Here is a 22,724-nt window from a genome sequence, read left to right as displayed (position 1 = left end):
ATGCCGCAACACAGACGTGTGGTTCGCCAGCGTCCGCAGAATCGGTCGGTCAGGTGCCCCGCGGCTGCGGGCTGTCGAACGCGGTGTCGGTCTCGACGTCCAGCACGTCCAGCGCGATGCCCACGTATGACTGCGTGCCCATCAGCAGGCATCCGCCCCCTGCGGAGCCAGCGATCTCCACGCCCCGCGCTATGGCGATCCGCGCGTCCAGCACTTCGCCGTGCAGGGCCTCGGCCCGGGAGAACTTCAGGTAGTCGTCCGCGCGAGCCGGAATCACGCGGTCGAACCCGCGGAGCTCGGCAAAGCAGGCCTCGACGTCCTTCGTGTCCGGGAAGCTCGCCACGACCGTGTCGAGGTGGCCGTGCCATCGCCGGTAGTCCGCGACCGCTGCCGCGACACCCTCAGGGGAGATCGCGCCGTCGACCATGACGGGCACACCGTCACGCACGTGCCGGCTCAGCCGCCCCGGGACGCGCACGCTCGCGAGGGCGGCCTCGGCCAGGTCGTCGTCCACCGGCCAGCCGAGCGTGGTGGCCATGACGCGCGCGGCGGCTTCCCCGAGAGCGGCGTTCAGCCTCGTGATCGGCGCCAGCCCTGCCGGAGCTGATGTCGGCGATCCCCTCCGCACGGTCACCAGCCCCGTACCGAATCTTGCGGCGGTCTCCTCGACGAGCGGGGTCACCTCGGCGTCCTGTTCCACCGTCACGATCGTGCGCGTCGCCGGTCCGACTACGCCGAGCAGGTCGCGCGCCACGTCACCCAGCGTGGGGCCGAGCAGGTCGCCGTGCTCGTAGAACACCCTGGTCACCGCGACCACGCGCGGCTCGAACAGGCTGATCTCGTCGGACCGTCCGCCCAGCCCTTCCTCAAGGACGAGCACGTCGGAGCCCTGGGCTGCGGCCCACGCGGCTCCTGCGATCGTGAACGCTCCCGTGGGCGACAGGTATCCGCCGTGGCCGGACGGGACCGAGCGCCGGGCGCGGTCCAGAGTCTGCGCGAGATCCTCGTACTCCTCGGGCGAGATGGCCCGACCCTCGACCCGGATGCGTTCCCGGTTCGTTCGCAGACCTGGCGAGGAGATCAGACCCACATGGGCCGGGCGATGCCCCGTGACGAGCGTGGCGGACAGCGCCGCGGCGGCGTGTACCGCCGTCGTGCCCTTGCCCTTGGACCCCACCACCGTGAGCACCGGCGGCGTGCCGTCCCACGTGCCGATAGCCTCCCCGACGGCGAGTGCGCGGTCGAGGGACCGGCGTGTGCCGGGTTGCCTGGCGCTCCACTCCTCGAAGAAGGGGCCGTCTCCGGGAAGATGCTGGGCGGTCACCTGCCTACCTTCTCACCGTCCGATCCGTGCCATGACCGGAGACACTGCTGGAGTCGGCCATCTCCTCCACCCAGCGCTGGTCGACCCGCGCCTCGCTCCGTGGCCGGGGGATGCGTAGGCGGGCAAGTGCGAACACGGACATCAGTGCCGTCCCCAGACCCAGGGTGGGCCAGTGCGGGTCGGGGAGCGCGGCACCCGCCAGCACCAGGCTGGCCAGGGGGACCACCAGGGCGTTGAGATTTCCGACCAGGACCGGCCGCACGCGGCGCCGTACGGTGACTACCGTGGCCACAGGCGCGCCCAGCTCGCCGCGGAGGCGAGCCGACATGCGAACCACGACGTGTGGCGACATCCCCTCGGGCAGGTGGGGCCACAGCCGGTTGACGCGCTGCACTCGCTTGATCGAGTCGGGCGGCGTTCCCGTCTCTGGCGGGTCGTGGTCGGCGACGGCGAGCGCGGCGACCTCCCGACCTCCCCAGCGGACGAGTACCTGCTGACCTGACTCGATGCCGATGCGGTCGAACACCGCCGGATGCAACGTGACGACCGGTGCACCGTCGTCACCCGCGTGCGCCTGGACCACTCGGGCGGAGAACTCCGGTGCGCGGAAGAGCGCACGCCAGAGGTGCTCCATCGTGGTGTCGACCGCTCCACCGAGCCGACGGGACCACGTGCCTCGCGCCCGGTGCCGGATCACTTCGGGGGGCGCGGCCACGAGCGCGACGAGGGCGTCGTCCGCGGCACCGTCCGCGGCGATAAGGAGACGGAGCTGGTAGGCGAGTCGGACGCTGCCCCGCCGCACGTGGCCGCGCGCCACGGCGCGGACCCACGCTGTGACGCCGTTCCGCACCAGAAGGTACGTGCCCGGTACGACGTCGGCAGGATTCACCTGCACCTCGTCAGCGGCCGGCATGTCGCGAGCGAGGGCGGCCCTCGTCTGCAGCGGTACGACCGGCGGCACGCGCACCGACAGCTCGGTGTCGGCGTTCACGGTGTCGTGCGTTCCGCGGCTGACACCGATCTCACCGGGCAGGAGGCCGCGGGCGCCTTCTGGGACCCCGTCCGCTGCCGCGCTCCATGCCCAGGCGACGATCGAGCGGGCGTCAGTGCTGACCGTGACCGGCACCGGTCCGTTGATCCCGGACAGGACACGGGAGTGCAAGACGACGGTCGGAAGCCCCGAGGGGATCTTCACGGGCACGGTCGTGAAGCGGGACGTCGGGGCAGTCTTCGTCCGGTCGATCGCGGTGACCAGGGCGGCGACCAGCCGGGAGAGCTCCTCCGGGCCGCCCGACGGCAACCTCAGGTGGGCACCGATCTCCACCTGGACCGCAGCGATGCCGAGCGCCTGTGCGAAGGATGTGACGGTGGTCGGCCGCATGGCGTCGAACACCTCGTTCGTCGTGACACGGATGTCGCTGTCGTTCAGCGCGGCCACGACCGGTGAGGGGACAAGGCCGGAGCCCGTACCGAGGTCTACGTCGGACTCCGGACGGCTCCGCATGCCGTGCAGGTCGATGACGACAGTCGGGCGCAGCTCGGCCAGCCGCTGCTTGAGCGGGTGCTCCTCGTCGTAGTTCGCGTCCCCGGGGGTACCCAGGGCCACGAGCGCCGTGCAACCGGTCAGCTCGGCAAGCAGGACTGCGAGCCCGCCTGTGCCCCGGTCCGCGACCTTTGTCGCGCCGTCACGCTCGTGGTTGGTCGCGTGCGGAGCGGTGACCACGACATGCGGCCGCAAGGCCCCGGCGACCTCCAGCAGACCCGGTGTCGGTTCCGACACACTCGTCGCGGTCGACGCCGGCGACGGCGGGCCCCCGCCCTCGTACTGGTCGTGGCTGAAGATCCGCTCCAGATCCAGCCACCGGGCCGCGAGATCACCTGTCACGTCCGACGTCTGCTGCTCGTCCGACACCTGCTGAGCCCCCGAACGAGATCGGCAACGTTGATCTCGGAACCCTATCCTCGTCTCGTGGACGAAGCCTTTGAAGCAGTACGTCGCGAGATCGCGGCACGAGCCCCTGAATTCGACATCGACCCCACCATGGCCCGCGTCGAGCGTGTCCTCGAGCTGCTCGGCGACCCGCACCGCGCCTACCGCACAGTCCACATCACGGGGACCAACGGCAAGTCCTCCACGGCCGCCATGGTCGAGCGCCTGGTGCGCGAGCACGGGCTGCGCACCGGCCGGTTCACCTCCCCGCACCTCACGAGCGTCACGGAACGCATCGCCGTGGACGGCGAGCCGCTCACACCCGAGCGGTTCGTCGAGGTGTTCGAGGACGTCGCGCCCTACATCGGCGTCGCCGACCGCGAGTCCCAGGAGAAGGGCGGGCCGCGCCTGAGCTTCTTCGAGGTGCTCACCGTCATGGCCTTCGCCGCGTTCGCGGACGCGCCCGTCGACGTCGCGATCATCGAGGTGGGCATGGGCGGCACCTGGGACTCCACCAACGTGGTCGACGGCGAGGTCGCCGTCATCACGCCCGTCGCCATGGACCATGAGCGGTGGCTCGGCTCCACGATCGAGGAGATCGCCACCGAGAAGTCCGGGATCATCAAGAAGGACGCCGTCGCGGTCATCGCCGAGCAGCCCGACGCCGCCCTCGAACCGATCCTCGACCGCGCCCGGTCCGTCAACGCCCACCTCATCCGCGAGGGCGTCGACCTGGAGGTCGCTGACCGCCGCATCGCCGTCGGCGGGCAGCTCGTCGACCTGCGCACGCCCGCCGGCCTCTACACCGAGATCTTCCTGCCCCTGCACGGCGCCCACCAGGCGCACAACGCGCTGCTGGCGCTCGCTGCCACGGAGGCCCTGATCAGCGGCGGCCGCGCGCTCGGCGCCGAGATCGTCGAGGCGGGCTTCGCCGACGTCCAGGTCCCGGGCCGCCTCGAGCTGGTGCGCTCCAGCCCCACGGTGCTGGTCGACGTCGCCCACAACCCCGCCGGCGCCGAGGCCCTGGTGGACGCGCTCGGGGAGTCGTTCAACCTGGAGCGGGTCGTGGCCGTCGTCGCGGTCATGGCGGACAAGGACTCGGAGGGGTTCCTGTCCGTCCTGGAGCCGTCGATCGCGGAGATCGTGGTCACCCGGAACTCCTCGGACCGGTCCGCCGAGCCCGAGGACCTCGCCGAGGTGGCGCGCGAGGTCTTCGGCGAGGACCGCGTGCACGTGGCCGACCGGCTCGACGAGGCGCTCCAGATCGCGGCGGACCTGGCGGAGGCCGACGAGACGGCGGGCGCCGCCGCCGGCACGGGCGTGCTCGTGACCGGTTCCGTGGTGACGGTCGCGGACGCACGGACCCTGGTCGGCCGCGCCTGAGCCGTCCGCGCCTGAGCACGAGCGCCTGTCGCGCCTGATCCGCGCCCTGGGCGCACACGTCACCCGGGTGACGTGTGCGCCCGGCCCCGCCTCTCCTGTACGCCCCGGCCCGGCGTGGTGTTACATGAACCCCAGGGGACGTGTTCGCGGGCCCGGCGCCGTCGCCGGGCCGCACAGTCCCGCGAGGAGGTCGTCGTGAAGAAGCTGCTGAACGATCCCGCCGACGCCGTCGCCGACTCCCTGGCCGGCTTCGCGCTCGCGCACGCGGACCTGGTGCAGGTCAGTACCTCACCGGTCTTCGTCAGCCGCGCCGGAGGCGCGGTCACCGGAAAAGTCGGACTGGTCAGCGGCGGCGGGTCGGGGCACGAGCCCCTGCACGCGGGTTTCGTGGGTGACGGCATGCTCGACGCCGCCGTCCCGGGCGCCGTGTTCACCTCGCCGACGCCGGACCAGATCCAGCCCGCGATCCAGGCCGCCGACGGCGGTGCGGGCGTGCTCACGATCGTCAAGAACTACACGGGCGACGTGCTCAACTTCGAGACCGCCGTGGAGCTCGCCGAGGCCGAGGGCGTCCAGGTCGCCTCGGTGCTGGTGAACGACGACGTCGCCGTCGAGGACTCCCTGTACACCGCCGGCCGGCGCGGGGTGGCCGGCACCGTGGCCGTCGAGAAGATCGCGGGCGCCGCCGCGGCCCGGGGCGTGGACCTCGCGGGCGTGGCCGCCGTCGCCGAGCGCGTGATCGCGAACGTCCGGACCATGGGCGTGGCGCTGGCCGCGCCCACCGTGCCGCACGTGGGCCGGCCCAGCTTCGACCTGGGCGAGGACGAGATCGAGGTGGGCATCGGCATCCACGGCGAGCCCGGCCGGCACCGCGTGCCCGCGGTCGGCGCCGACCAGGTCACGGAGATGCTCCTGACCCCCGTGGCCGACGACCTCGCCCTGGACGGCGGCGACCGAGTGTTGCTGTTCGTCAACGGTATGGGCGGCACCCCGCTCTCCGAGCTCTACGTGGTCTATGGTCGAGCGCGGCGCCTTCTCGAGGAGCGCGGCGTCACGGTCTCCCGGTCGCTGGTGGGCAACTACGTGACGTCCCTCGAGATGCAGGGGGCATCGGTCACCGTCCTCCGGCTGGACGACGAGCTGGAGGCCCTCTGGGACGCGCCGGTGAACACTGCAGCACTCCGGTGGTGAGACAGGAAGGGTTCCGAGACATGACGCTGGACGCGGACTGGGCGGAGCGATGGGTGCGCCGCACGGCGGCCGCCGTCGCGGACGCGAAGGACGAGCTCACCGAGCTCGACCGGCAGATCGGCGACGGCGACCACGGCGAGAACATGGATCGCGGCTTCCGGGCCGTGGTGGCCCGGCTCGACGACGCGGCCGGCCAGCCGGCTCCCGCGGACGAGCGGACCGTCGGTGACGTGCTCAAGCTCGTGGCGACGACCCTGATGTCCACGGTGGGCGGCGCGTCCGGCCCGCTGTACGGCACGGCGTACCTGCGTGCGGCGAAGGTCTCGGACCGCCCGCAGGTCGACCCGCCGGCCGTCGTCGCCGTGCTGGAGGCCGCGCTCGAGGGCGTGTCCTCGCGCGGCAAGGCGACGGTGGGGGAGAAGACGATGGTCGACGCGTGGCAGGCGGCCGTCGACGCGGCCGAGGCCGCGGCCGGCGACGGCGGCTCCGAGGTGGACGTGCTGCGCGCGGCGGCCGAGGCGGCGGACAAGGCGGCGACGGGCACCATCCCGATGGTCGCGACCAAGGGCCGTGCCTCCTACCTGGGTGAGCGCAGCGCGGGTCATGAGGACCCGGGCGCGCGCTCCACCGCACTGGTCCTGGGCGCGGCGCTGGCCGCCGCCCTCGCCGGTCCGCAGTCGGCCGACCCCCGCGGCGCGGCATGACGGCGCGGGTCGCGCTGGTCCTCGTCTCGCACTCCGCCGAGCTGGCCCGCGGGGCGGCGGAGCTCGCCGGGCAGATGGCGCCCGACGTGCTGGTCCGCGGTGTGGGCGGCGGGCCCGACGGCGGGCTGGGCACCTCGCTCGACGCGATCCAGAAGACCCTGGAGGAGGTCCTCGCCGTCCTGGCCGAGGGCGGTGCAGGTGCCGGTGCCGCCGGCGGCGGCGTCGTCGTGCTCGGGGACCTCGGGTCCTCGGTGCTGACGGTCGAGGCGGCCCTGGAGCTGGACGACACGCTGGCCGAGCACGCGGTGCTGGCGCGCGCGCCGTTCGTCGAGGGCGCTGTCGCCGCGGCCGTGACGGCGCACGGCGGTGCCGACCGCGACGCCGTCCTGGCGTCGGCCAACGCGTCGGTAGGGATGTTCGCGGCGATCGAGGCCGCGCAGTCGCCCACGGCGGGCGAGGCGCCGTCGGCCCCGGCGGCCGAGGGCTCGCGCACCGTGACGGTCCGCAACCCCTTGGGCCTGCACGCCCGCCCGGCGGCGCTGGTGTCGCGCAAGGTGGCCGAGCTGGGCGCGAGCGTGACCATCGACGGCGTGGACGCCTCCAGCGTGCTCCAGCTCATGGCGCTGGGCGCCACGCGGGGGCGCGAGCTGCGCGTGGAGGCCACCGGCGACGGCGCCGCGGAGGCCGTGACGACCGTCGTGGAGATGATCGAGTCCGGGTTCGGCGAGGTGTGAGCGCGGTCTCAACTTTTTGCAGTTGATGAATTTTTGCGCGGGGTGCAAGAATTGAGGCATGGCCCCCACCTCGTCGCGCGAGACCGTCGCGCCCGCTGACTCCGGATCCGTCCCGGACCTGCGCGAGCTCGTGTCCGCGCTGGAGGGCTCGCCCGCCGAGCAGGGCCTGCGCGAGCGCAAGAAGCGCGCGCGGCGCGCGGCCCTGATCGACGCGGCGCAGAACCTCGTCGCCGAGCACGGCCTCGACGCCGTGACCGTCGAGATGATCAGCGCCGAGGCGGGCGTCTCGCCCCGCACGTTCTTCAACTACTTCGAGTCCAAGGACGACGCCGTGCTCGGCGCGGAGGACACCGGGCTGTCCGAGGACGTCATCCGCACCTTCGTCGAGGGCGGCCCGACGGGCCGCCTGCTGTCCGACCTCCAGGTCGTGGTCGCCACGCTGCTCGCGCCGGCGGGCGAGGCCCACGACCGGGTGATGCGGGCGATGGACCTCATGCAGCACGAGCCGGCCCTGTTGCGGCGCCACGTGGTCTGGATGGACCGCCACAAGAGCCGGCTCGGCGAGCTCTTCGAGGCCCGCCGCGCGACCACCCCGTTCGACACCGACACCGAGCTGCTCACGATGCTCGTCCTGCTCATGCTGCGCACCGCCCTCGTCGCCTGGGAGCACGCCGGATACACGGGCAACCCGGCCGACCACCTGCCCGCTGTCGTCGCGCAGCTCGTGGACGTCGTCGCGGCCGACCTCGAGTCCTGAACCTCGTCGCAGACCCCTCCGCAGAACCTCCGTACCTCGCACGACCTGACCCCCAGAAAGGCACCTCCATGAGCCACGCCGTGACCACGGCGCCGGACAAGCCGCTGGTAGTACTGAACCAGCGCACGATCTGGCTGATCTTCGGGGCCCTGATGGCCTCCATGTTCCTGTCCTCCCTGGACCAGACCATCGTCGGCACCGCCATGCCCACCATCGTGGGCGAGCTGAACGGCGTGGAGCACCAGGGCTGGGTCATCACGGCCTACATCCTGGCGATCGCCATCGCGATGCCGCTGTACGGCAAGTTCGGCGACCTCTACGGCCGGCGCTGGCCGTTCCTCGTGGCGGTCGGCCTGTTCGTGGTCGCGTCGCTCGGCGGCGGCATGGCGCAGACGTTCGAGGCCCTCGTGGCCTGGCGTGCCGTGCAGGGCCTCGGCGGCGGTGGCCTGATGATCCTGTCGCAGGCGATCATCGCCGACATCATCCCGGCGTCCGACCGCGGCAAGTACATGGGTCCCATGGGCGCCCTGTTCGGCATCTCCGCCGTCGCGGGCCCGCTGCTCGGCGGCTGGCTCACCGACGGTCCCGGCTGGCGCTGGACCTTCTGGATCAACGTGCCGATCGGCATCGCCGCGTGGTTCATCGCCTACCGCTCGCTGAAGCTGCCCTCCCACCGCTCCACCAGGCCCACCGACTGGGGCGGCATCCTCACGATGGCGCTGGGCACCACCGGCATCGTGCTGCTGACGAGCTGGGAGTCGCTCGGCAACGACGGCTACGACTGGTCCGACCCGATGCTGCTCGGCCTGCTGCTCGGCACCGCGGTGCTGGTCGGCCTGTTCATCTTCATCGAGAACCGGGTGGCGGAGCCGCTCATCCCGCTGCGGCTGTTCAAGAACCGCACGTTCACCATCACCACGCTCATCGGCCTCGTGCTCGGCATGGGCATGTTCTCCGCCATGGCGATGCTCCCGACGTTCCTGCAGATGTCGGCCGGCGCCGGCGTCACGGAGTCCGGCCTGCTGATGCTCCCGATGATGGCCGGCGTGATGCTGACCTCGATCGTCTCCGGCTTCGCGATCTCGAAGACGGGCCGGTACAAGATGTTCCCGGTGGCCGGCCTCGCGATCACGATCCTCGGCATGATCTGGCTGACCCGGCTCGAGGGCGGCATGTCGCTGTGGCTGTTCGGCGCCATGATCTTCGTGCTCGGCGCCGGCATGGGCCTGATCATGCAGACCATCGTGCTCGCGGTGCAGAACTCGGTGGACCCGCACGAGCTGGGCACGGCGACGTCGTCGAACAACTTCTTCCGGGAGATCGGCGCCGCGGTGGGTACCGCGGCGTTCACCACGGTGTTCACCTCGCGCCTGACGGACAACCTGCAGGGCGTCTTCGAGGGCCTGCCGGAGGGCGCCGCCCCCGGGGGCGGTGGCTCCAGCCTGACGCCGCAGATGGTCGAGCAGCTCCCCGAGCCGCTGCGTAGCGGCGTCGTGGACGCGTTCGCCGATGCGCTCGCCCCGGCGTTCTGGTACCTGGTGCCGCTGGTCGTCGTCGGCCTCGTGCTCGCCTTCTTCCTCAAGGAGGTCAAGCTGTCCAACCAGGCCGGCATGGTCGCCCGTGGTGAGGCCGTCATGGAGGGCGCCGCCGAGCCCGTCGCCGTGGGCGGTGGGGTCGGGGTCCTGGACGGCGAGGCCGCGCACGACGGCGGCCGTGACGGCGGCCGGGACGGGGATCGCAAGGAGACGGATATCCTGAACCGGTGAGCAAGGACCGTCCCGCCCCCGGCGACCGCATCAAGGCCAAGAAGTCCGCGCTGGTGCAGTTCACCTCCACCACGCTGCTGCTCGAGGTGTTCCTCGTGCTGTTCGCGACCCTGGTGGTGTGGGCCCTGCGCGACTCGGAGTTCGGGCGCGGCCCGCTGCGCATCGAGTCGAGCGGCGCGATCTGGGCGCTCGGCGGGATCCTGTGCCTGGTGCTCGTGATCCTGTCGCGGGCCCAGGGCACGACGACGGGCCGGGCGGCGGGGACACTCGCGCAGCTCCCGGTGCTCGCCATGGGCCTGCTGCTGCCGATGATGTACTTCGTCGGCGGGATCTTCGTGGTGCTGTGGTTCTACGCGCTGCGGCTCGGTGCGCGCGTGGACCGCGAGCGGGCGGAGTACGACGCCGCCCACCCCGAGACGGCCCCGAACACGCCTTGACGTCGCGTGTCAGACGCTCAGGTCACCCCGGTGACCTGAGCGTCTGACACGTTCGGGGAGGGTGCGCGGTCCCGATATGGTTGGGCCATGACCGACGTCGCAGAGAAGACCCTGCCCACGGAGGCCTCGACGCAGCCCGTGGCCGAGCGCACCCTCGTCCTCGTCAAGCCGGACGGCGTACGCCGCGGCCTGTCCGGCGAGATCCTGCGCCGCATCGAGGCCAAGGGGTACACGCTGCGCGCCGTGCAGCTCAAGGACGCCACGACCGAGCTGCTGGCCGCGCACTACGCCGAGCACGAGGGCAAGCCGTTCTACGCCCCCCTGGTCGAGTTCATGATGTCGGGCCCGGTCCTGGCCGTCGTGGCCGAGGGCCAGGGCGTGATCCCCGGCTTCCGTTCGCTGGCCGGCGCCACCAACCCGACCGACGCCGCCCCCGGCACCATCCGTGGCGACCTGGGCCGTGACTGGGGTACCAAGGTGCAGCAGAACCTCGTGCACGGCTCCGACTCCGCGGAGTCGGCGGCGCGCGAGATCTCCCTCTGGTTCCCCGAGCTGGGCTGACCGGCCCCGCACCGCGCGTCCGTCGAAGCGGCACCCTGCCGAAGCATCCGGGTGCCGCTTCGGCGTATCCCGGCGGTACGTCCGACGTTCAGACCGCGTTCACAGTTAGGCTCACCGAGTGCATCTCAAGACGCTCACGCTCCGGGGCTTCAAGTCCTTCGCGTCGGCGACCACCCTCGAGCTCGAGCCGGGCATCACCTGCGTGGTGGGTCCGAACGGCTCCGGCAAGTCCAACGTGGTCGACGCGCTCTCCTGGGTCATGGGCGAGCAAGGTGCCAAGTCGCTGCGGGGCGGCAAGATGGACGACGTCATCTTCGCCGGCACGTCCGGCCGCGCGCCGCTGGGCCGCGCCGAGGTGGCGCTGACGATCGACAACACCGACGGCGCGCTGCCGATCGACTACACCGAGGTCACGATCTCCCGCACGCTGTTCCGCAGCGGCGGTTCCGAGTACGCGATCAACGGCAACAGCTGCCGCCTGCTGGACATCCAGGAGCTCCTGAGCGACTCCGGCATCGGCCGGGAGATGCACGTCGTGGTGGGGCAGGGGCAGCTCGACGCCGTGCTGCGTGCCACGCCGGAGGAGCGCCGCGGCTTCATCGAGGAGGCCGCGGGTGTCCTCAAGCACCGCAAGCGCAAGGAGAAGGCGCTCCGCAAGCTCGACGCGATGCAGGGCAACCTGGCCCGCCTGGGCGACCTGACTGCCGAGCTGCGCCGCCAGCTCGGCCCGCTGGGCCGGCAGGCCGAGGCGGCCCGGAAGGCGCAGACGGTGCAGCGCGACCTGCGCGACGCGAAGTCGCGCCTGCTGGCCGACGACCTGGCCCAGCTCACCGCGCAGCTCGAGCAGGAGAGCGCTGACGAGCGGTCGCTCAAGCAGCGGCAGGCCGAGACCGAGGCGGCGCTGACCGAGGCGCGCGGCCTGCTGGCCCGCCTGGAGGCCGCGACCTCGGCCGAGTCGCAGCAGGTCAGCGAGGCGGGCGACACCGTGTTCGCGCTGTCCCAGACCAGGGAGCGACTGCGCAGCCTGCAGTCGCTGGCGGGGGAGCGCGCCCGGCTGCTCGGCACCGCCGAGCCCGCGCACCAGGGCCAGGACCCCGACGACCTGGAGGCCCAGGCCGCCCGCTCCCGCGCGAGCGAGGAGGAGCTGGCGACCGAGGTCGCCATCGCGCGCGAGACGGTCGAGTCCGCCGTCGACGTCCGGGCGGAGGCGGAGGCGGCCGCCCAGGCCGCCGAGCGTTCGCACGCCGCGCTGCTGCGCGCCGCCGCGGACCGCCGCGAGGGCCTCGCGCGCCTCGCCGGCCAGGTCGCCGCGCGCCGCAGCCGGGTCGAGGCCGCCCAGTCGGAGCTCGACCGGCTGCGCGACGCGCTGCTGGAGGCCGAGCAGCGCGTGGAGGAGTCCTCGCGCGAGCTCTCGGCGCTGGAGACCGAGGTCGGCGGGGTCGAGGGGGACGGCGAGGGGCTCGACGTCGCGCACGAGGCGGCGTCCGAGGTGCTGGAGCTGGCCAAGGCCGAGGTGCGGCACCTCCAGGAGCAGGTGACGACGGCGCAGCGGGACCGCAGCTCGGCGGCCGCCAAGGTCGAGGCGCTGGAGCTGAGCCTGGACCGCAAGGACGGCGCGGGCACGCTGCTCGCGGCCCACCAGCCGGGCGTCCTCGGTTCGGTGGCCGCACTGCTGGGCATCGAGGCGGGCTTCGAGGACGCGGTCGCCGCCGCGCTCGGCCCGGTGGCGGACGCCGTGGCCGTGGCGGGCGTCGACGAGGCCGTCGACGCGCTGCGCCTGCTGCGCGACGAGGACGCGGGCCGGGCCAGCCTGGTGGTGGGCTCGGACCGGACGGCCTCCGCCGTCGAGCGACCCGCCGTCGACCTGCCCGCCGGCGCCCGCTGGGCCACCGACGTGGTCCAGGTGGCGGGTCCCGCGTCGGCCGCGCTGCGGACGATCCTGCACGACGTCGTGGTGGTGGACGACCTCGCCCGCGCCCGTGCGCTGGTCCGGGACCAGCCGGTGGTCGCCGTGACCCGCGCCGGCGACCTGCTGGGCGCGACGCGCGCCTGGGGCGGTTCGGCCGCCGCGCCGAGCGTGCTGCACCTGCAGTCCGCGCTGGACGAGGCCAAGGCGGCCCGGGACGAGGCCGCCGCGCGCGACACCGACGGGTCGGCGCACCTGGAGCGGGCCCGCGCCGAGCGCACCGCGGCCCAGGAACGCTACGACGAGACGCTCGCCCGGCTCGGGGAGGCCGACGCCGCCCGCGCCGCCGCCGCCGAGCAGCTCGGCTCGCTCGGCGCCGCCGCGCGGGCCGCCCGGGCCGAGGCCGACCGGCACCGGGCCGCGCTGGACCAGGCGCAGTCCCGGCGCGCCGAGGACGAGATGGAGCTCGAGGCGCTCGTCGAGCGCATGACGATCGCCGAGGAGGAGCCCGCCGACGACGCGGGCTCGGTCGACGAGCTGCAGGCGGAACGGGACGAGGCCGCCGCGGCCGCCTCGGCCGCGCGCGCCCGCGAGACCGAGGCGCGGCTGGCGCTGCGCACCGCGGAGGAGCGCGCCCGTGCCGTGTCGGGCCGCGCCCAGGCGCTGGCGGCGGCGGCCGAGCAGGAGCGCGAGGCCCGGGCCCGCGCGGCGGAGCGCGAGGAGCTGCGACGCCGGGACGCGTCGCGCGCGGTGCTGGTGCAGCAGGCCGTCGCCGTGGCGCTGGAGTCCATCGCGCGCTCGCTGGACCGCGCCGCCGCCGACAAGGCGGCCGCCGAGGAGGCCCGCGCCGCCGGGTCGGAGCAGCTCGTCGCCGTGCGGGGGAGCGTGGAGTCGCTGACGGCCGAGCTGCGCGAGCTGACCGACGTCGCCCACCGCGACGAGGTCGCCCGCGCGCAGCAGCTCCTGCGCCTGGAGCAGCTCCAGACGCGCGCCACCGAGGAGCTGGGCACGGACCCCGACGTGCTGGTCGAGGAGTTCGGCCCGCACCAGCCCGTCCCGGTGTTCGACGGCGACGTGGCGGTGCGCGGGCGCACGCGCCGCGCCGTGGTCGAGCGGGACGAGGAGGGCAACCCCATCCGCTACGAGGGGGATCCGGCGCTGCCCCGCGGGGCAGCGGCACGCGAGGACGCCCTCATCGCGCGGACCCGCGCCCTGCACGAGGCCGGGATCCGGCCGGACGACCCCGCGGCCACCGCCGTGATCGTCGCGGCGGCCGGTGCCGAGCCCGAGGAGGCCCCCGTCGAGGGCGAGGTCACGGAGGCCCCGGCCGAGGACGTCCCCGGACCGCCGAAGCCGGACCGGATGGTCCCGTACGTACGCGAGGAGCAGGAGGCGCGGCTGGCGAAGGCCGAGCGGGCGCTCTCGCGCATCGGCGCGGTGAACCCGCTGGCGCTGGAGGAGTTCGCGGCCCTGGAGGAGCGGCACCAGTTCCTCGTGGACCAGCTCGCGGACCTGAAGAAGTCGCGCGAGGACCTGCTGCAGATCGTCGACGACATCGACGAGCGCGTGCAGCAGGTGTTCGCGGAGGCGTTCCAGGACACCGCGGCGAAGTTCCTCGAGATCTTCCCCCGCCTGTTCCCGGGCGGTGAGGGCAAGCTGACGCTCACCGAGCCGGACAACCTGCTGACCACCGGCATCGAGGTCGAGGCGCGCCCGGCGGGCAAGAAGGTCAAGCGGCTGTCGCTGCTCTCCGGCGGCGAGCGGTCGCTGGCGGCCGTCGCGTTCCTCGTCTCGATCTTCAAGGCGCGGCCCAGCCCGTTCTACATCATGGACGAGGTGGAGGCGGCGCTGGACGACGTGAACCTCGGCCGCCTCATCGAGATCTTCAAGGAGCTGCAGAAGGACAGCCAGCTCATCGTGATCACGCACCAGAAGCGCACGATGGAGGTGGCCGACGCCCTCTACGGCGTGACCATGCGGGGCGACGGCGTCACGACGCTGATCAGCCAGCGCATGGGCGACCGCGAGGTGGTCACCTCCTCATAGGGGGTGATTTTTCGCACTCCGGCGCCGGGAACCTCCAGGTGTGAGGGATTTCTCCTGGCGGAACGGCGCGTGTCACACGGCGTGTCGCGGCCTTACGCGCGGCGGGACCGGACAAGACACGACACAATAGGCCCATGTGGTGGTCGGTCATTCTGCTCGTGGTGTGCTTGGTGTTGGCCGTTGGTGTCTTCGTCGTCGCCAGTCAGATGGACGCGCCCTCGAGCAGCAACACCGAGGAGTTCTCGTTCCTTCAATGGTTCCGCTCGGGCCTCGCTCGCCTGCGCGGTGACGCCCAGCGGCGCAAGGACGGCCGCCGTCATGGCGCCTCCGCCGTCGCGACCCATGCCGTGGGCGCCCCGTCCGTGTGGGTCGGCAAGCCGCGCGTGGTCAAGCCGGACACCTCGCCCGTGGACATGGGAATGTCCGAGTTCTTCGCCGCCACGATCGAGTCCAAGCCGGGCTACGTCGACGCCGAGGAGCTCACCGACGTGCTGAACCGGGCACGCGACCAGGCGCAGAAGACGCTGCACGTGCCGCTCGGCACCGTGCCGCTCAAGCCGGCCAACCTCGTCCCCGGCCAGCTCCGGGCGGTGCGGCCGGTCCGGTCCGCGCAGAAGGTCGCGCAGGAGCCGCCGGCCGCCGACCCGGGCCCGGCCCAGGCCGCGAGCTAGCCGCGGCGGGGCCGCGGCCCCGCCGCTCAGCCCTGCACCGTGTGGTGCGGCACGATGACCGGTGTCCCGGTGCGCGGGTCGCTGAGGATCGTCGCCTCGACGGAGAACACCTCGCGCAGCAGCTCCGGTGTCACCACCTCGCCGGGCGAGCCCTGCGCGACGACCTCGCCGTCGCGCATCGCCACGATGTGGTGCGCGTAGCGGCAGGCGAGGTTGAGGTCGTGCAGCACCATGACGACCGTCCTGCGGTGGTCCCGGTTGAGCGCGGCGACCAGCTCCAGGACGTCGAGCTGGTGGGCCATGTCGAGGTACGTTGTCGGCTCGTCCAACAGGAGCAGGTCGGTCTGCTGGGCCACGGCCATCGCGATCCAGGCCCGTTGTCGTTGCCCGCCGGACAGCTCGTCGACGTCGCGCGCGGCCAGCTCGGCGGTGCCCGTGGCGCGCAGCGCGTCCTCGACGGCCTCGGTGTCGCCCTCGCCCCACTGGTGCCACCAGCTCTGGTGCGGGTGACGTCCCCGGGAGACCAGGTCGCGCACGGTGATCCCCTCGGGCGGCACGGGCGACTGGGGCAGCATGCCCAGGACGCGCGCCACCTCGCGGGTGGGGCGCTCGGCGATGGCCGTGCCGTCCAGCAGCACCGCGCCGCCGGCGGGCGACATGAGGCGGGCGAGGCCACGCAGCAGGGTGGACTTGCCGCAGGCGTTGGGGCCCACGATGACGGTCACCTGCTGGTCGGGGACGTCGAGCGACAGCTCCCGCACGACGGTCCGGTCGCCGTAGCCCAGGGTGACGGCGTCCGCCCGCAGGCGGGCCGCGGACGTGGCGGTGGTGGGCATCAGGGAGTCCCTCTCGTCGAGCGGCGGCGCTGCAGCAGGTACAGCAGGTAGGGCGCGCCGACCAGACCGGTCAGGACGCCGACGGGGAGCTGCGCGGGCAGCGCCGTCCGCGCCACGGTGTCCGCGACCAGCACGAGCACGGCGCCGGCCGCGCCGGCCAGGACCGGCGGGATGTCGGGCACACCGGTGACCCGGCGCGCCACCTGCCCGGCGACCAGGGCCACGAACGCGACGGGTCCGGCGGCCGACGTGGCGAGCGCCGCGAGGCACACCGCGATCACCAGCAGGGCGGCGCGGGCCAGGCCCGGGCGCACGCCCCAGCCGGCCACCACCTCGTCCTCGAACAGCAGCGCGCGGTTGGTGCGAGCCAGCACGAGCGCCGCGGGCAGCAGCACGGCCAGCCCCACCAGGACGGGCGTCGCCTCGCCCCAGCCGCGCGCGTTGAGGCTGCCGGTGAGCCAGGCCGCGGAGCGCTGCGCGTCGTAGACGTCGATGCGGGTCAGCAGGAACTGCGTCAGCGCCGTCAGCGCGGCGGACAGGGCGATGCCGACCAGCAGGATGCGGCGGCCCCGCAGGGCGCCGTCGCGGGCGAGCAGCGCGATCAGGCCGGCCGCGGCGAGGCCGCCCACGAGGGCGGCGACCGGGATCGGCACGATGCCCACGGGGCCGCCCAGGGAGCCGACGGCGATGACGCCCACCACCGCGACCGAGGCGCCCGCGCTGATGCCGAGCACGTCGGGGCTGGCCAGCGGGTTGCGCAGCACGCTCTGGCTCAGCCCGCCGGCCACGCCGAAGGCGGCGCCGACGGCCAGCGCAAGGACCACGCGGGGGAGCCGCACCTCGTGCACGGCGTAGACGGTGTTCTCCGGGCCGTGTCCGCGCAGCGCCTGCCACAGGGCGGCGGGCGCCGTGGCCTGGTCGCCCAGGCTCAGGGCGAGCACGGACACGAGCAGCAGGAGCACGAGCGTCCCGAGCACGGCGACGACCACCCGGCCGCGCGGCCGGGGGCGGGGGAGCAAGCGGCGCGCGGTGCCGGTGCGGGTGCCGGTGCGGGTCGCGGTCATCGGGCACGCTCCTTCGCGCGGCGTGTCAGCCAGATGAAGAACGGCGTGCCGAGCAGCGCCGTGACCACGCCCACCTGGACCTCCGCCGGGCGTGCGACGAGCCGGCCCACGACGTCGGCCGTGACCAGCAGCAGCGGTCCCAGCACCGCCGAGAGCGCGAGCACGCGGCGCACGTCGGTGCCGACCAGCGCCCGGGCGACGTGCGGGATGACCAGGCCCACGAAGGCGATCGGGCCGGCCAGCGCCACCGCGGTGCCCGACAGCAGCACCACGGCCACGCCCGCCAGCAGCCGGGTCCGCACGACGGGCACGCCGAGCGCCGCCGCCGTGTCGTCGCCGAGCGCGAGCGCGTTGAGCGACCCGGAGACCACCACCGCCAGGACCGCCCCGACCACGGCCGGCACGAGGGCGGGCAGCAGGACGGCGGGGTCGGGCAGGTTCAGCGACCCCACCACCCAGAACCGGTACTGGTCCATCGTCGAGGCGCTGAGCAGCACGGTCGCCGAGACGGCGGCGCCGAGGAAGGCCGTCATGGCCATCCCGGCCAGGGTCATGTTCACGGGCGTGAGCCCCTCGGGCGACCGGCTGGCGAACAGGTACACGGCGGCCGTCGCCAGCGCCGCGCCCAGCAGGGCGAGCAGCACGCGGGGCGTGCCCGCACCCAGCCCGAGGAGCACGCTGCCCGCGACCACGGCGACGGCACCGCCGGCGGAGATCCCCAGCAGCCCCGGGTCGGCCAGCGGGTTGCGGGTGACGGCCTGCGCGAGCACCCCGGCCACGCCGAGAGCGACGCCGACGAGCAGGCCGAGCAGGGTCCGGGGCAGCCGCAGCTCCCAGATGACGGTCGCGGCGACGCCGTCGTGGCCCAGCAGGCCCGCGACGGTCTCGGCCGGCGAGAGCACGCGGGCACCGACCGTGATGCCGGCCAGCGCCGCGACGACGAGCAGCACGAGCGCGGTCAGCAGGATCGCGGTGACCGCCCTCCCGCTGCGCGCCGTGGTCCGGGACGTGCTCACCGCTGGTCGGCGGCGATGGTCTCCAGGTCGTCGAGCACGAGCTCGGCCCCCGTCACGCCCAGTCCCAGGTACCACGTCTCGTCCGGCACCTCGCGGACGACGCCGCCGTCCGCGACCGCGGGCACCTGGTCCCACAGGGGGCCGTCGACGACCGCCGCCTGCTCGGTGGCGTCGGGCTCCCCGTAGGTGCCCCAGAGCAGCCAGTCGCCCTCGGCGAGGGTGATCTCCTCCGCGGAGATCTCGACGGCGAGATCGGCGATGTCCTCGGTCTCCGGCCGGGGCAGGCCGGCGTCGGCGAGGATGATGCCGACGAACGAGTCGTTGGCGTACAGGCGGATCTGCCCGGCCATGAACCGCAGCATGGAGACGGTCGGGGCCGCGCCGTCGTTCGCCTCCACCACCTCGGCGCCGACCTCGTCGGCGCGCTGCTCGTAGGCGTCCAGCAGCTCCTGGGCGCGCTCCTCCTCGCCCACCGCCGCCGCGTTGAGCAGGAAGTTCTCCTTCCACAGCACGCCGGGCCGCGGCGCCAGCACGGTCGGCGCGATGTCCTGCAGCTTGGCCTTGAGGCCGTCGTCGTCGATCCGCAGCGACGTGCCGAGGATCAGGTCGGGCTCCAGGTTCTTGATCTGCTCCAGGTCCAGGGCGTCGTAGGCGCCGAGGTCGACGGCGTCGCCGACGTCCAGGTAGTCGGGCGCCATCTGGGCGTCCGCGGGGTGGGCGATGCCGACCGGCTCGATGCCCAGGGAGATCATGTTGTCCAGCTCGCCGGTGTCGAGCACGATCACGCGCTCGGGCTTGGCGGGGATCTCGGTCTCGCCCACCTCCTCGTTGGCCACGAGGTTGCGCACGGTGCGCGGGAACTCGCCCGGTGCGGCGTCGGTGCCGAGCCGGCCCGCGAGCTCCCGGACGTCGTCGAACCCCTCCTGGCCCGTGGCGACGTTGGACTTGTTGTCGCCGGTGCCGGACTCGGCGGTCCCACCGCAACCGGTGAGCAGGGCGGCGCCCACCACGAGGGCAGCGACGGAGGCGGAGACTGCGCGGGGCATGGGTGTTCCTCAGGGTTCTCGGACGAAGGATGCTGCACGGCCGCGGGTCTGAGGCGGCGCGGTCGTCGCGCTCGGGCTCTCTCGGCGGGGTCACACTACACGCGGAGATTAGGGGACCCTAACTCCGTCCGCAGAACAGGCCGGGTGCCAGGGGTTCCCACGGTGGCGGCCGCGAGATGAAAGAATCTGGGGCGTGAACGAGCTTCCCTGGATCGAGATCATCTCCGCCCTCGCTGTCCTCGTGGGCGGTGGCGGCCTCACCGGCGTCCTCGTCGCGCGGCATCGCAGGCGCACCCAGGACCAGGACGGCGCCCCCACGACGGCCGAGCCGACGGTGGAGGCGCCCACCGCCACCGCTGAGCCGGCCACGGCCGAACCGGCCACCGCCGAACCTGCCGCGCCCGAGCAGGCCGAGCCCGCCGCGCCCGTCCTGGAGCGGCCCGCCCCGACGGCCGGCCGCCTGGTGCGCCTGCGCGACCGTCTGGCCCGGTCGGGCTCGCCCCTGGGTGCCCGGCTGCTCTCGGTGCTGTCCCGGGACTCGCTCACCGAGAACGACTGGGACGAGATCGAGGAGGAGCTCCTCCTGGCCGACGTCGGCGCCGGCCCCACGACGGAGCTGCTCGACGCGCTGCGCACCAAGGTCCGCGTGCTGGGCGTGCGCGAGCCGGCGGCGGTCCGCGACCTGCTGCGCTCCGAGCTCGTGGCGCTGCTGCAGCCGGAGCTGGACCGCACCCTGCACACCGAGCCGCGCACGGCCGAGGACGGCACCCACCTGCCCGCGGTGACCCTCGTGGTGGGCGTGAACGGCACGGGCAAGACCACCACGGTCGGCAAGCTGGCCCGCGTGCTGGTCGCGGACGGCCGCAGCGTGGTGCTCGGCGCCGCCGACACGTTCCGTGCCGCCGCGGCGGACCAGCTCACCACCTGGGGCAACCGGGTGGGCGTGGAGACGGTGCGCTCGGACCGCGACGGAGCGGACCCGGCGTCGGTGGCCTTCGAGGCGGTCGCGCGCGGGCGCGACGAGAAGACGGACGTCGTGCTCGTGGACACCGCGGGGCGCCTGCAGAACAAGGCCGGCCTCATGGACGAGCTCGGCAAGATCGTGCGCGTGGCCAGCAAGGTCGCCGCGCCGAGCGAGGTGCTGCTGGTGCTCGACGCGACCACCGGGCAGAACGGGCTCTCCCAGGCGCGGGTCTTCGCGGAGGTCGCCGGCGTCACGGGCATCGTCCTGACGAAGCTCGACGGGACCGCCAAGGGCGGGATCGTGGTCCAGGTGCAGCGGGAGCTCGGCGTGCCGGTCAAGCTCATCGGTCTGGGCGAGGGTCCGGACGACCTGGCGCCGTTCGACGTCGAGGAGTTCGTGGACGGGATCCTGGGCTGACCCCGGGTCAGGAATGCCCCTGTGAATGGCACGGCATTGGTCGCCGTCCACCATGTGAGAAGTACATGTAAGCGTCAAGTTACCGGCGGATAGCCACGAAATAACCGGGCGATCACGGTTGGGTCGGAAAATTCGCCCAAGCTGGACTCGAAATGAGACGTTTACATGCTCCCCGCCTGCGTCACGCATCCGTAACCTCGATGCGGGCCACGCGTAACGGGTTCCCGCGACGGTAGTCGCGGTGGGCCGAGTCACCAGGACCGGTCCGGGGAGAGAGGCATTTTCCGCGATGGAATTCGAGCTCGATACGGGCAACACCGCCTGGCTGATCACCGCCTCCTCGCTCGTGCTGCTGATGACGCCGGGCCTGGCGTTCTTCTACGGCGGCATGGTGCGGGGCAAGAGTGTCCTCAACATGATGATGATGAGCTTCGCCTCGATCGGCGTCGCCGGGCTCATCTGGGTCGTCTACGGCTACGGTCTGGCCTTCGGCCCGGACGTCGCCGGCTTCATCGGCAACCCGGCCGGCCTGATCGGCCTCACGATCGACAACGCCGCCAGCCCCACGACGGCCATGGGCATCCCGGGCCTCGTGTTCGCCGGCTTCCAGGCCACGTTCGCCATCATCACGGTGGCCCTCATCTCCGGTGCGATCGCCGACCGCGTCAAGTTCGGCACCTGGATCGTCTTCAGCGCCATCTGGGTCACCGTCGTCTACGCGCCGCTGGCCCACTGGGTCTGGGGTGGCGGCATGTTCGGCGCCGACGGCTGGCTCGCCTCGGCCCTCTCGCTGCCGATCGACTTCGCCGGTGGCACCGTCGTCCACATCAACGCGGGTGCCGCGGCCCTCGCCCTGGCCCTCGTGATCGGCAAGCGCAAGGGCTTCGGCACCGAGGCCATGCGTCCGCACAACCTGCCGTTCGTCATGCTGGGCGCGGCCCTCCTGTGGTTCGGCTGGTTCGGATTCAACGCGGGCTCCGAGCTCGCCGCGGACGGCACCGCCGGTCGTGCCTGGGTCAACACGCTGGTCGCCACGGCCGTCGCGATGCTCGCCTGGATGACCACAGAGAAGTTCCGTGACGGCGCGGCCACCTCGCTGGGTGCCGCCTCCGGCGTCGTCGCCGGTCTGGTCGCGATCACCCCGGCCGCCGGCACGGTGGACTCCTGGGGCGCCATCGTCATCGGCCTCGTTGCCGGCGTCCTGTGCTCGCTCGCCGTGGGCCTCAAGTACAAGTTCGGCTACGACGACTCGCTCGACGTGGTCGGCGTGCACCTCGTCGGTGGCCTGGTCGGCACCATCCTGATCGGGTTCTTCGCCACGAACGGCCGCTACGACTCGTTCTACTTCGAGGGCTCGCTCAACGGCCTCTTCTACGGTGGCGGCGTCACGCAGCTGCTCACCCAGATCGTCGCCGCGCTGGTGGCCGTGGTGTACAGCTTCGTGCTGACGTACATCATCGGGCTGGCGCTCAAGGCGACCCTGGGCTGGCGCGTCTCCGAGGAGGCCGAGGTCAGCGGCATCGACCTGGCGGTCCACGGCGAGACGGCGTACGAGAACTCCGGCTCCACCATCACCGAGGTGCGCTGACCGTACTACGGTCCAGCTACCCGACTGCTTAGGAGGCAGCGCATGAAGCTTGTCACGGGTGTCATCCAGCCCCACCGCCTCGACGACGTGAAGACGGCGTTGGAGGGTGCCGGGGTGCGCGGTATGACCGTGAGCGAGGCCAGCGGCTACGGCCGACAGAAGGGCCACACCGAGGTCTACCGCGGTGCGGAGTACACCGTGGACCTGGTGCCGAAGGTCCGCATCGAGGTGCTCGTCACGGACGAGGACGTCGCGGCGGTGACCGACGCGATCGTCGGCGCGGCGCAGACCGGCAAGATCGGCGACGGCAAGGTGTGGGTCGTGCCGGTCGAGGACGTGGCCCGGGTGCGCACCGGCGAGCACGGCGACGCCGCGCTCTGATC

The 22,724-nt window shown here is 73.1% G+C and carries 19 protein-coding genes; 13 read left to right on the top strand and 6 right to left on the bottom strand.

The features are described from left to right. Nucleotides 1-49: 49 nt before the first annotated feature. Both ACIPN7_RS07370 and ACIPN7_RS07365 read right to left on the bottom strand, forming a co-directional pair. Nucleotides 50-1,324 carry a hypothetical protein gene (locus ACIPN7_RS07370; protein ID WP_400539545.1) on the bottom strand — a complete coding sequence of 425 codons (1,275 nt, stop codon included), beginning with the start codon at nucleotides 1,322-1,324 and terminating at the stop codon, nucleotides 50-52. 4 nt (nucleotides 1,325-1,328) lie between these two features. Then, entirely contained in the window at nucleotides 1,329-3,236 is a 1,908-nt protein-coding gene (locus ACIPN7_RS07365; protein ID WP_400539543.1) for a hypothetical protein, read from the bottom strand. Between the two features lie 57 nt (nucleotides 3,237-3,293). On the opposite strand from ACIPN7_RS07365, the gene ACIPN7_RS07360 reads away from it, so the two are divergent. The 10 genes from ACIPN7_RS07360 to ACIPN7_RS07315 all read left to right on the top strand — a co-directional run bounded on the left by ACIPN7_RS07360 (nucleotide 3,294) and on the right by ACIPN7_RS07315 (nucleotide 15,410). Continuing rightward, on the top strand, nucleotides 3,294-4,637 hold the full coding sequence (locus ACIPN7_RS07360) for a bifunctional folylpolyglutamate synthase/dihydrofolate synthase (RefSeq protein ID WP_400539541.1): 1,344 nt from the start codon (nucleotides 3,294-3,296) through the stop codon (nucleotides 4,635-4,637). 195 nt (nucleotides 4,638-4,832) lie between these two features. After that, nucleotides 4,833-5,828 carry a dihydroxyacetone kinase subunit DhaK gene (gene dhaK, locus ACIPN7_RS07355; RefSeq protein ID WP_400539538.1) on the top strand — a complete coding sequence of 332 codons (996 nt, stop codon included), beginning with the start codon at nucleotides 4,833-4,835 and terminating at the stop codon, nucleotides 5,826-5,828. Nucleotides 5,829-5,848: 20 nt separating this feature from the next. Beyond that, nucleotides 5,849-6,532 (top strand): dihydroxyacetone kinase subunit DhaL, encoded by a 684-nt coding sequence (gene dhaL, locus ACIPN7_RS07350; RefSeq protein ID WP_400539535.1) that lies wholly within the window; start codon nucleotides 5,849-5,851, stop codon nucleotides 6,530-6,532. Further along, entirely contained in the window at nucleotides 6,529-7,266 is a 738-nt protein-coding gene (locus ACIPN7_RS07345) for an HPr family phosphocarrier protein (protein WP_400539532.1), read from the top strand. The genes dhaL and ACIPN7_RS07345 overlap by 4 nt, the downstream gene beginning before the upstream one ends. A 58-nt stretch (nucleotides 7,267-7,324) precedes the next feature. Continuing rightward, entirely contained in the window at nucleotides 7,325-8,023 is a 699-nt protein-coding gene (locus tag ACIPN7_RS07340; RefSeq protein ID WP_400539530.1) for a TetR/AcrR family transcriptional regulator, read from the top strand. A gap of 68 nt (nucleotides 8,024-8,091) precedes the next feature. Further along, nucleotides 8,092-9,789 (top strand): MDR family MFS transporter, encoded by a 1,698-nt coding sequence (locus tag ACIPN7_RS07335; protein WP_400539528.1) that lies wholly within the window; start codon nucleotides 8,092-8,094, stop codon nucleotides 9,787-9,789. After that, nucleotides 9,786-10,226, top strand: coding sequence for a DUF4233 domain-containing protein (locus ACIPN7_RS07330; RefSeq protein ID WP_400539525.1), 441 nt, complete (start codon nucleotides 9,786-9,788; stop codon nucleotides 10,224-10,226). Before ACIPN7_RS07335 ends, ACIPN7_RS07330 begins: the two co-directional genes overlap by 4 nt. Before the next feature lie 87 nt (nucleotides 10,227-10,313). Continuing rightward, nucleotides 10,314-10,787: a nucleoside-diphosphate kinase gene (gene ndk / locus ACIPN7_RS07325; protein ID WP_285105149.1), complete on the top strand. Its 474-nt coding sequence runs from the start codon at nucleotides 10,314-10,316 to the stop codon at nucleotides 10,785-10,787. Between the two features lie 118 nt (nucleotides 10,788-10,905). Next, entirely contained in the window at nucleotides 10,906-14,739 is a 3,834-nt protein-coding gene (gene smc, locus ACIPN7_RS07320; RefSeq protein ID WP_400539522.1) for a chromosome segregation protein SMC, read from the top strand. Between the two features lie 206 nt (nucleotides 14,740-14,945). Then, on the top strand, nucleotides 14,946-15,410 hold the full coding sequence (locus ACIPN7_RS07315) for a hypothetical protein (RefSeq protein ID WP_357484270.1): 465 nt from the start codon (nucleotides 14,946-14,948) through the stop codon (nucleotides 15,408-15,410). Nucleotides 15,411-15,436: 26 nt separating this feature from the next. Here ACIPN7_RS07315 and ACIPN7_RS07310 read toward each other — a convergent pair whose 3' ends face one another. Genes ACIPN7_RS07310 through ACIPN7_RS07295 form a run of 4 tightly spaced genes read right to left on the bottom strand, consistent with a single transcriptional unit; the run spans nucleotide 15,437 to nucleotide 19,372 of the window. Beyond that, nucleotides 15,437-16,246 (bottom strand): ABC transporter ATP-binding protein, encoded by an 810-nt coding sequence (locus ACIPN7_RS07310; RefSeq protein ID WP_400539519.1) that lies wholly within the window; start codon nucleotides 16,244-16,246, stop codon nucleotides 15,437-15,439. Further along, nucleotides 16,246-17,310, bottom strand: coding sequence for a FecCD family ABC transporter permease (locus ACIPN7_RS07305; protein ID WP_400539517.1), 1,065 nt, complete (start codon nucleotides 17,308-17,310; stop codon nucleotides 16,246-16,248). The genes ACIPN7_RS07310 and ACIPN7_RS07305 overlap by 1 nt, the downstream gene beginning before the upstream one ends. Then, nucleotides 17,307-18,326 carry a FecCD family ABC transporter permease gene (locus ACIPN7_RS07300; RefSeq protein ID WP_400539515.1) on the bottom strand — a complete coding sequence of 340 codons (1,020 nt, stop codon included), beginning with the start codon at nucleotides 18,324-18,326 and terminating at the stop codon, nucleotides 17,307-17,309. The genes ACIPN7_RS07305 and ACIPN7_RS07300 overlap by 4 nt, the downstream gene beginning before the upstream one ends. Further along, the gene (locus ACIPN7_RS07295) at nucleotides 18,323-19,372 is read right to left on the bottom strand and encodes an ABC transporter substrate-binding protein (protein ID WP_400539513.1); all 1,050 of its coding nucleotides are present in this window, start codon (nucleotides 19,370-19,372) and stop codon (nucleotides 18,323-18,325) included. Before ACIPN7_RS07295 ends, ACIPN7_RS07300 begins: the two co-directional genes overlap by 4 nt. Before the next feature lie 193 nt (nucleotides 19,373-19,565). Here ACIPN7_RS07295 and ftsY point away from each other — a divergent pair, with 193 nt between their 5' ends. The 3 genes from ftsY to ACIPN7_RS07280 all read left to right on the top strand — a co-directional run bounded on the left by ftsY (nucleotide 19,566) and on the right by ACIPN7_RS07280 (nucleotide 22,722). Beyond that, nucleotides 19,566-20,753 carry a signal recognition particle-docking protein FtsY gene (ftsY, locus tag ACIPN7_RS07290; protein ID WP_400539510.1) on the top strand — a complete coding sequence of 396 codons (1,188 nt, stop codon included), beginning with the start codon at nucleotides 19,566-19,568 and terminating at the stop codon, nucleotides 20,751-20,753. Nucleotides 20,754-21,042: 289 nt separating this feature from the next. Next, nucleotides 21,043-22,341: an ammonium transporter gene (locus ACIPN7_RS07285; protein WP_400539507.1), complete on the top strand. Its 1,299-nt coding sequence runs from the start codon at nucleotides 21,043-21,045 to the stop codon at nucleotides 22,339-22,341. A gap of 42 nt (nucleotides 22,342-22,383) precedes the next feature. Then, nucleotides 22,384-22,722, top strand: coding sequence for a P-II family nitrogen regulator (locus tag ACIPN7_RS07280; protein WP_357484250.1), 339 nt, complete (start codon nucleotides 22,384-22,386; stop codon nucleotides 22,720-22,722). The last annotated feature ends 2 nt before the right edge of the window (nucleotides 22,723-22,724 follow it).

This window comes from Promicromonospora sp. NPDC090134, from assembly GCF_044746965.1.
Classification (GTDB): domain Bacteria; phylum Actinomycetota; class Actinomycetes; order Actinomycetales; family Cellulomonadaceae; genus Promicromonospora.
The sequence above is the reverse complement of the archived record's forward strand: the minus strand, read 5'-3'. Positions and strand labels throughout refer to the sequence as shown.

Excerpts from the sequence above, each read along its gene's own strand:
- ACIPN7_RS07310 (WP_400539519.1), bottom strand. The coding sequence starts at position 16,246 with ATGCCCACCACCGCCACGTCCGCGGCCCGCCTGCGGGCGGACGCCGTC.
- dhaL (WP_400539535.1), top strand. The coding sequence starts at position 5,849 with ATGACGCTGGACGCGGACTGGGCGGAGCGATGGGTGCGCCGCACGGCG.
- ACIPN7_RS07285 (WP_400539507.1), top strand. The coding sequence starts at position 21,043 with ATGGAATTCGAGCTCGATACGGGCAACACCGCCTGGCTGATCACCGCC.
- ACIPN7_RS07280 (WP_357484250.1), top strand. The coding sequence starts at position 22,384 with ATGAAGCTTGTCACGGGTGTCATCCAGCCCCACCGCCTCGACGACGTG.
- ACIPN7_RS07340 (WP_400539530.1), top strand. The coding sequence starts at position 7,325 with ATGGCCCCCACCTCGTCGCGCGAGACCGTCGCGCCCGCTGACTCCGGA.
- ACIPN7_RS07305 (WP_400539517.1), bottom strand. The coding sequence starts at position 17,310 with ATGACCGCGACCCGCACCGGCACCCGCACCGGCACCGCGCGCCGCTTG.
- ACIPN7_RS07335 (WP_400539528.1), top strand. The coding sequence starts at position 8,092 with ATGAGCCACGCCGTGACCACGGCGCCGGACAAGCCGCTGGTAGTACTG.
- ACIPN7_RS07315 (WP_357484270.1), top strand. The coding sequence starts at position 14,946 with ATGGACGCGCCCTCGAGCAGCAACACCGAGGAGTTCTCGTTCCTTCAA.
- ACIPN7_RS07345 (WP_400539532.1), top strand. The coding sequence starts at position 6,529 with ATGACGGCGCGGGTCGCGCTGGTCCTCGTCTCGCACTCCGCCGAGCTG.
- ACIPN7_RS07295 (WP_400539513.1), bottom strand. The coding sequence starts at position 19,372 with ATGCCCCGCGCAGTCTCCGCCTCCGTCGCTGCCCTCGTGGTGGGCGCC.
- ndk (WP_285105149.1), top strand. The coding sequence starts at position 10,314 with ATGACCGACGTCGCAGAGAAGACCCTGCCCACGGAGGCCTCGACGCAG.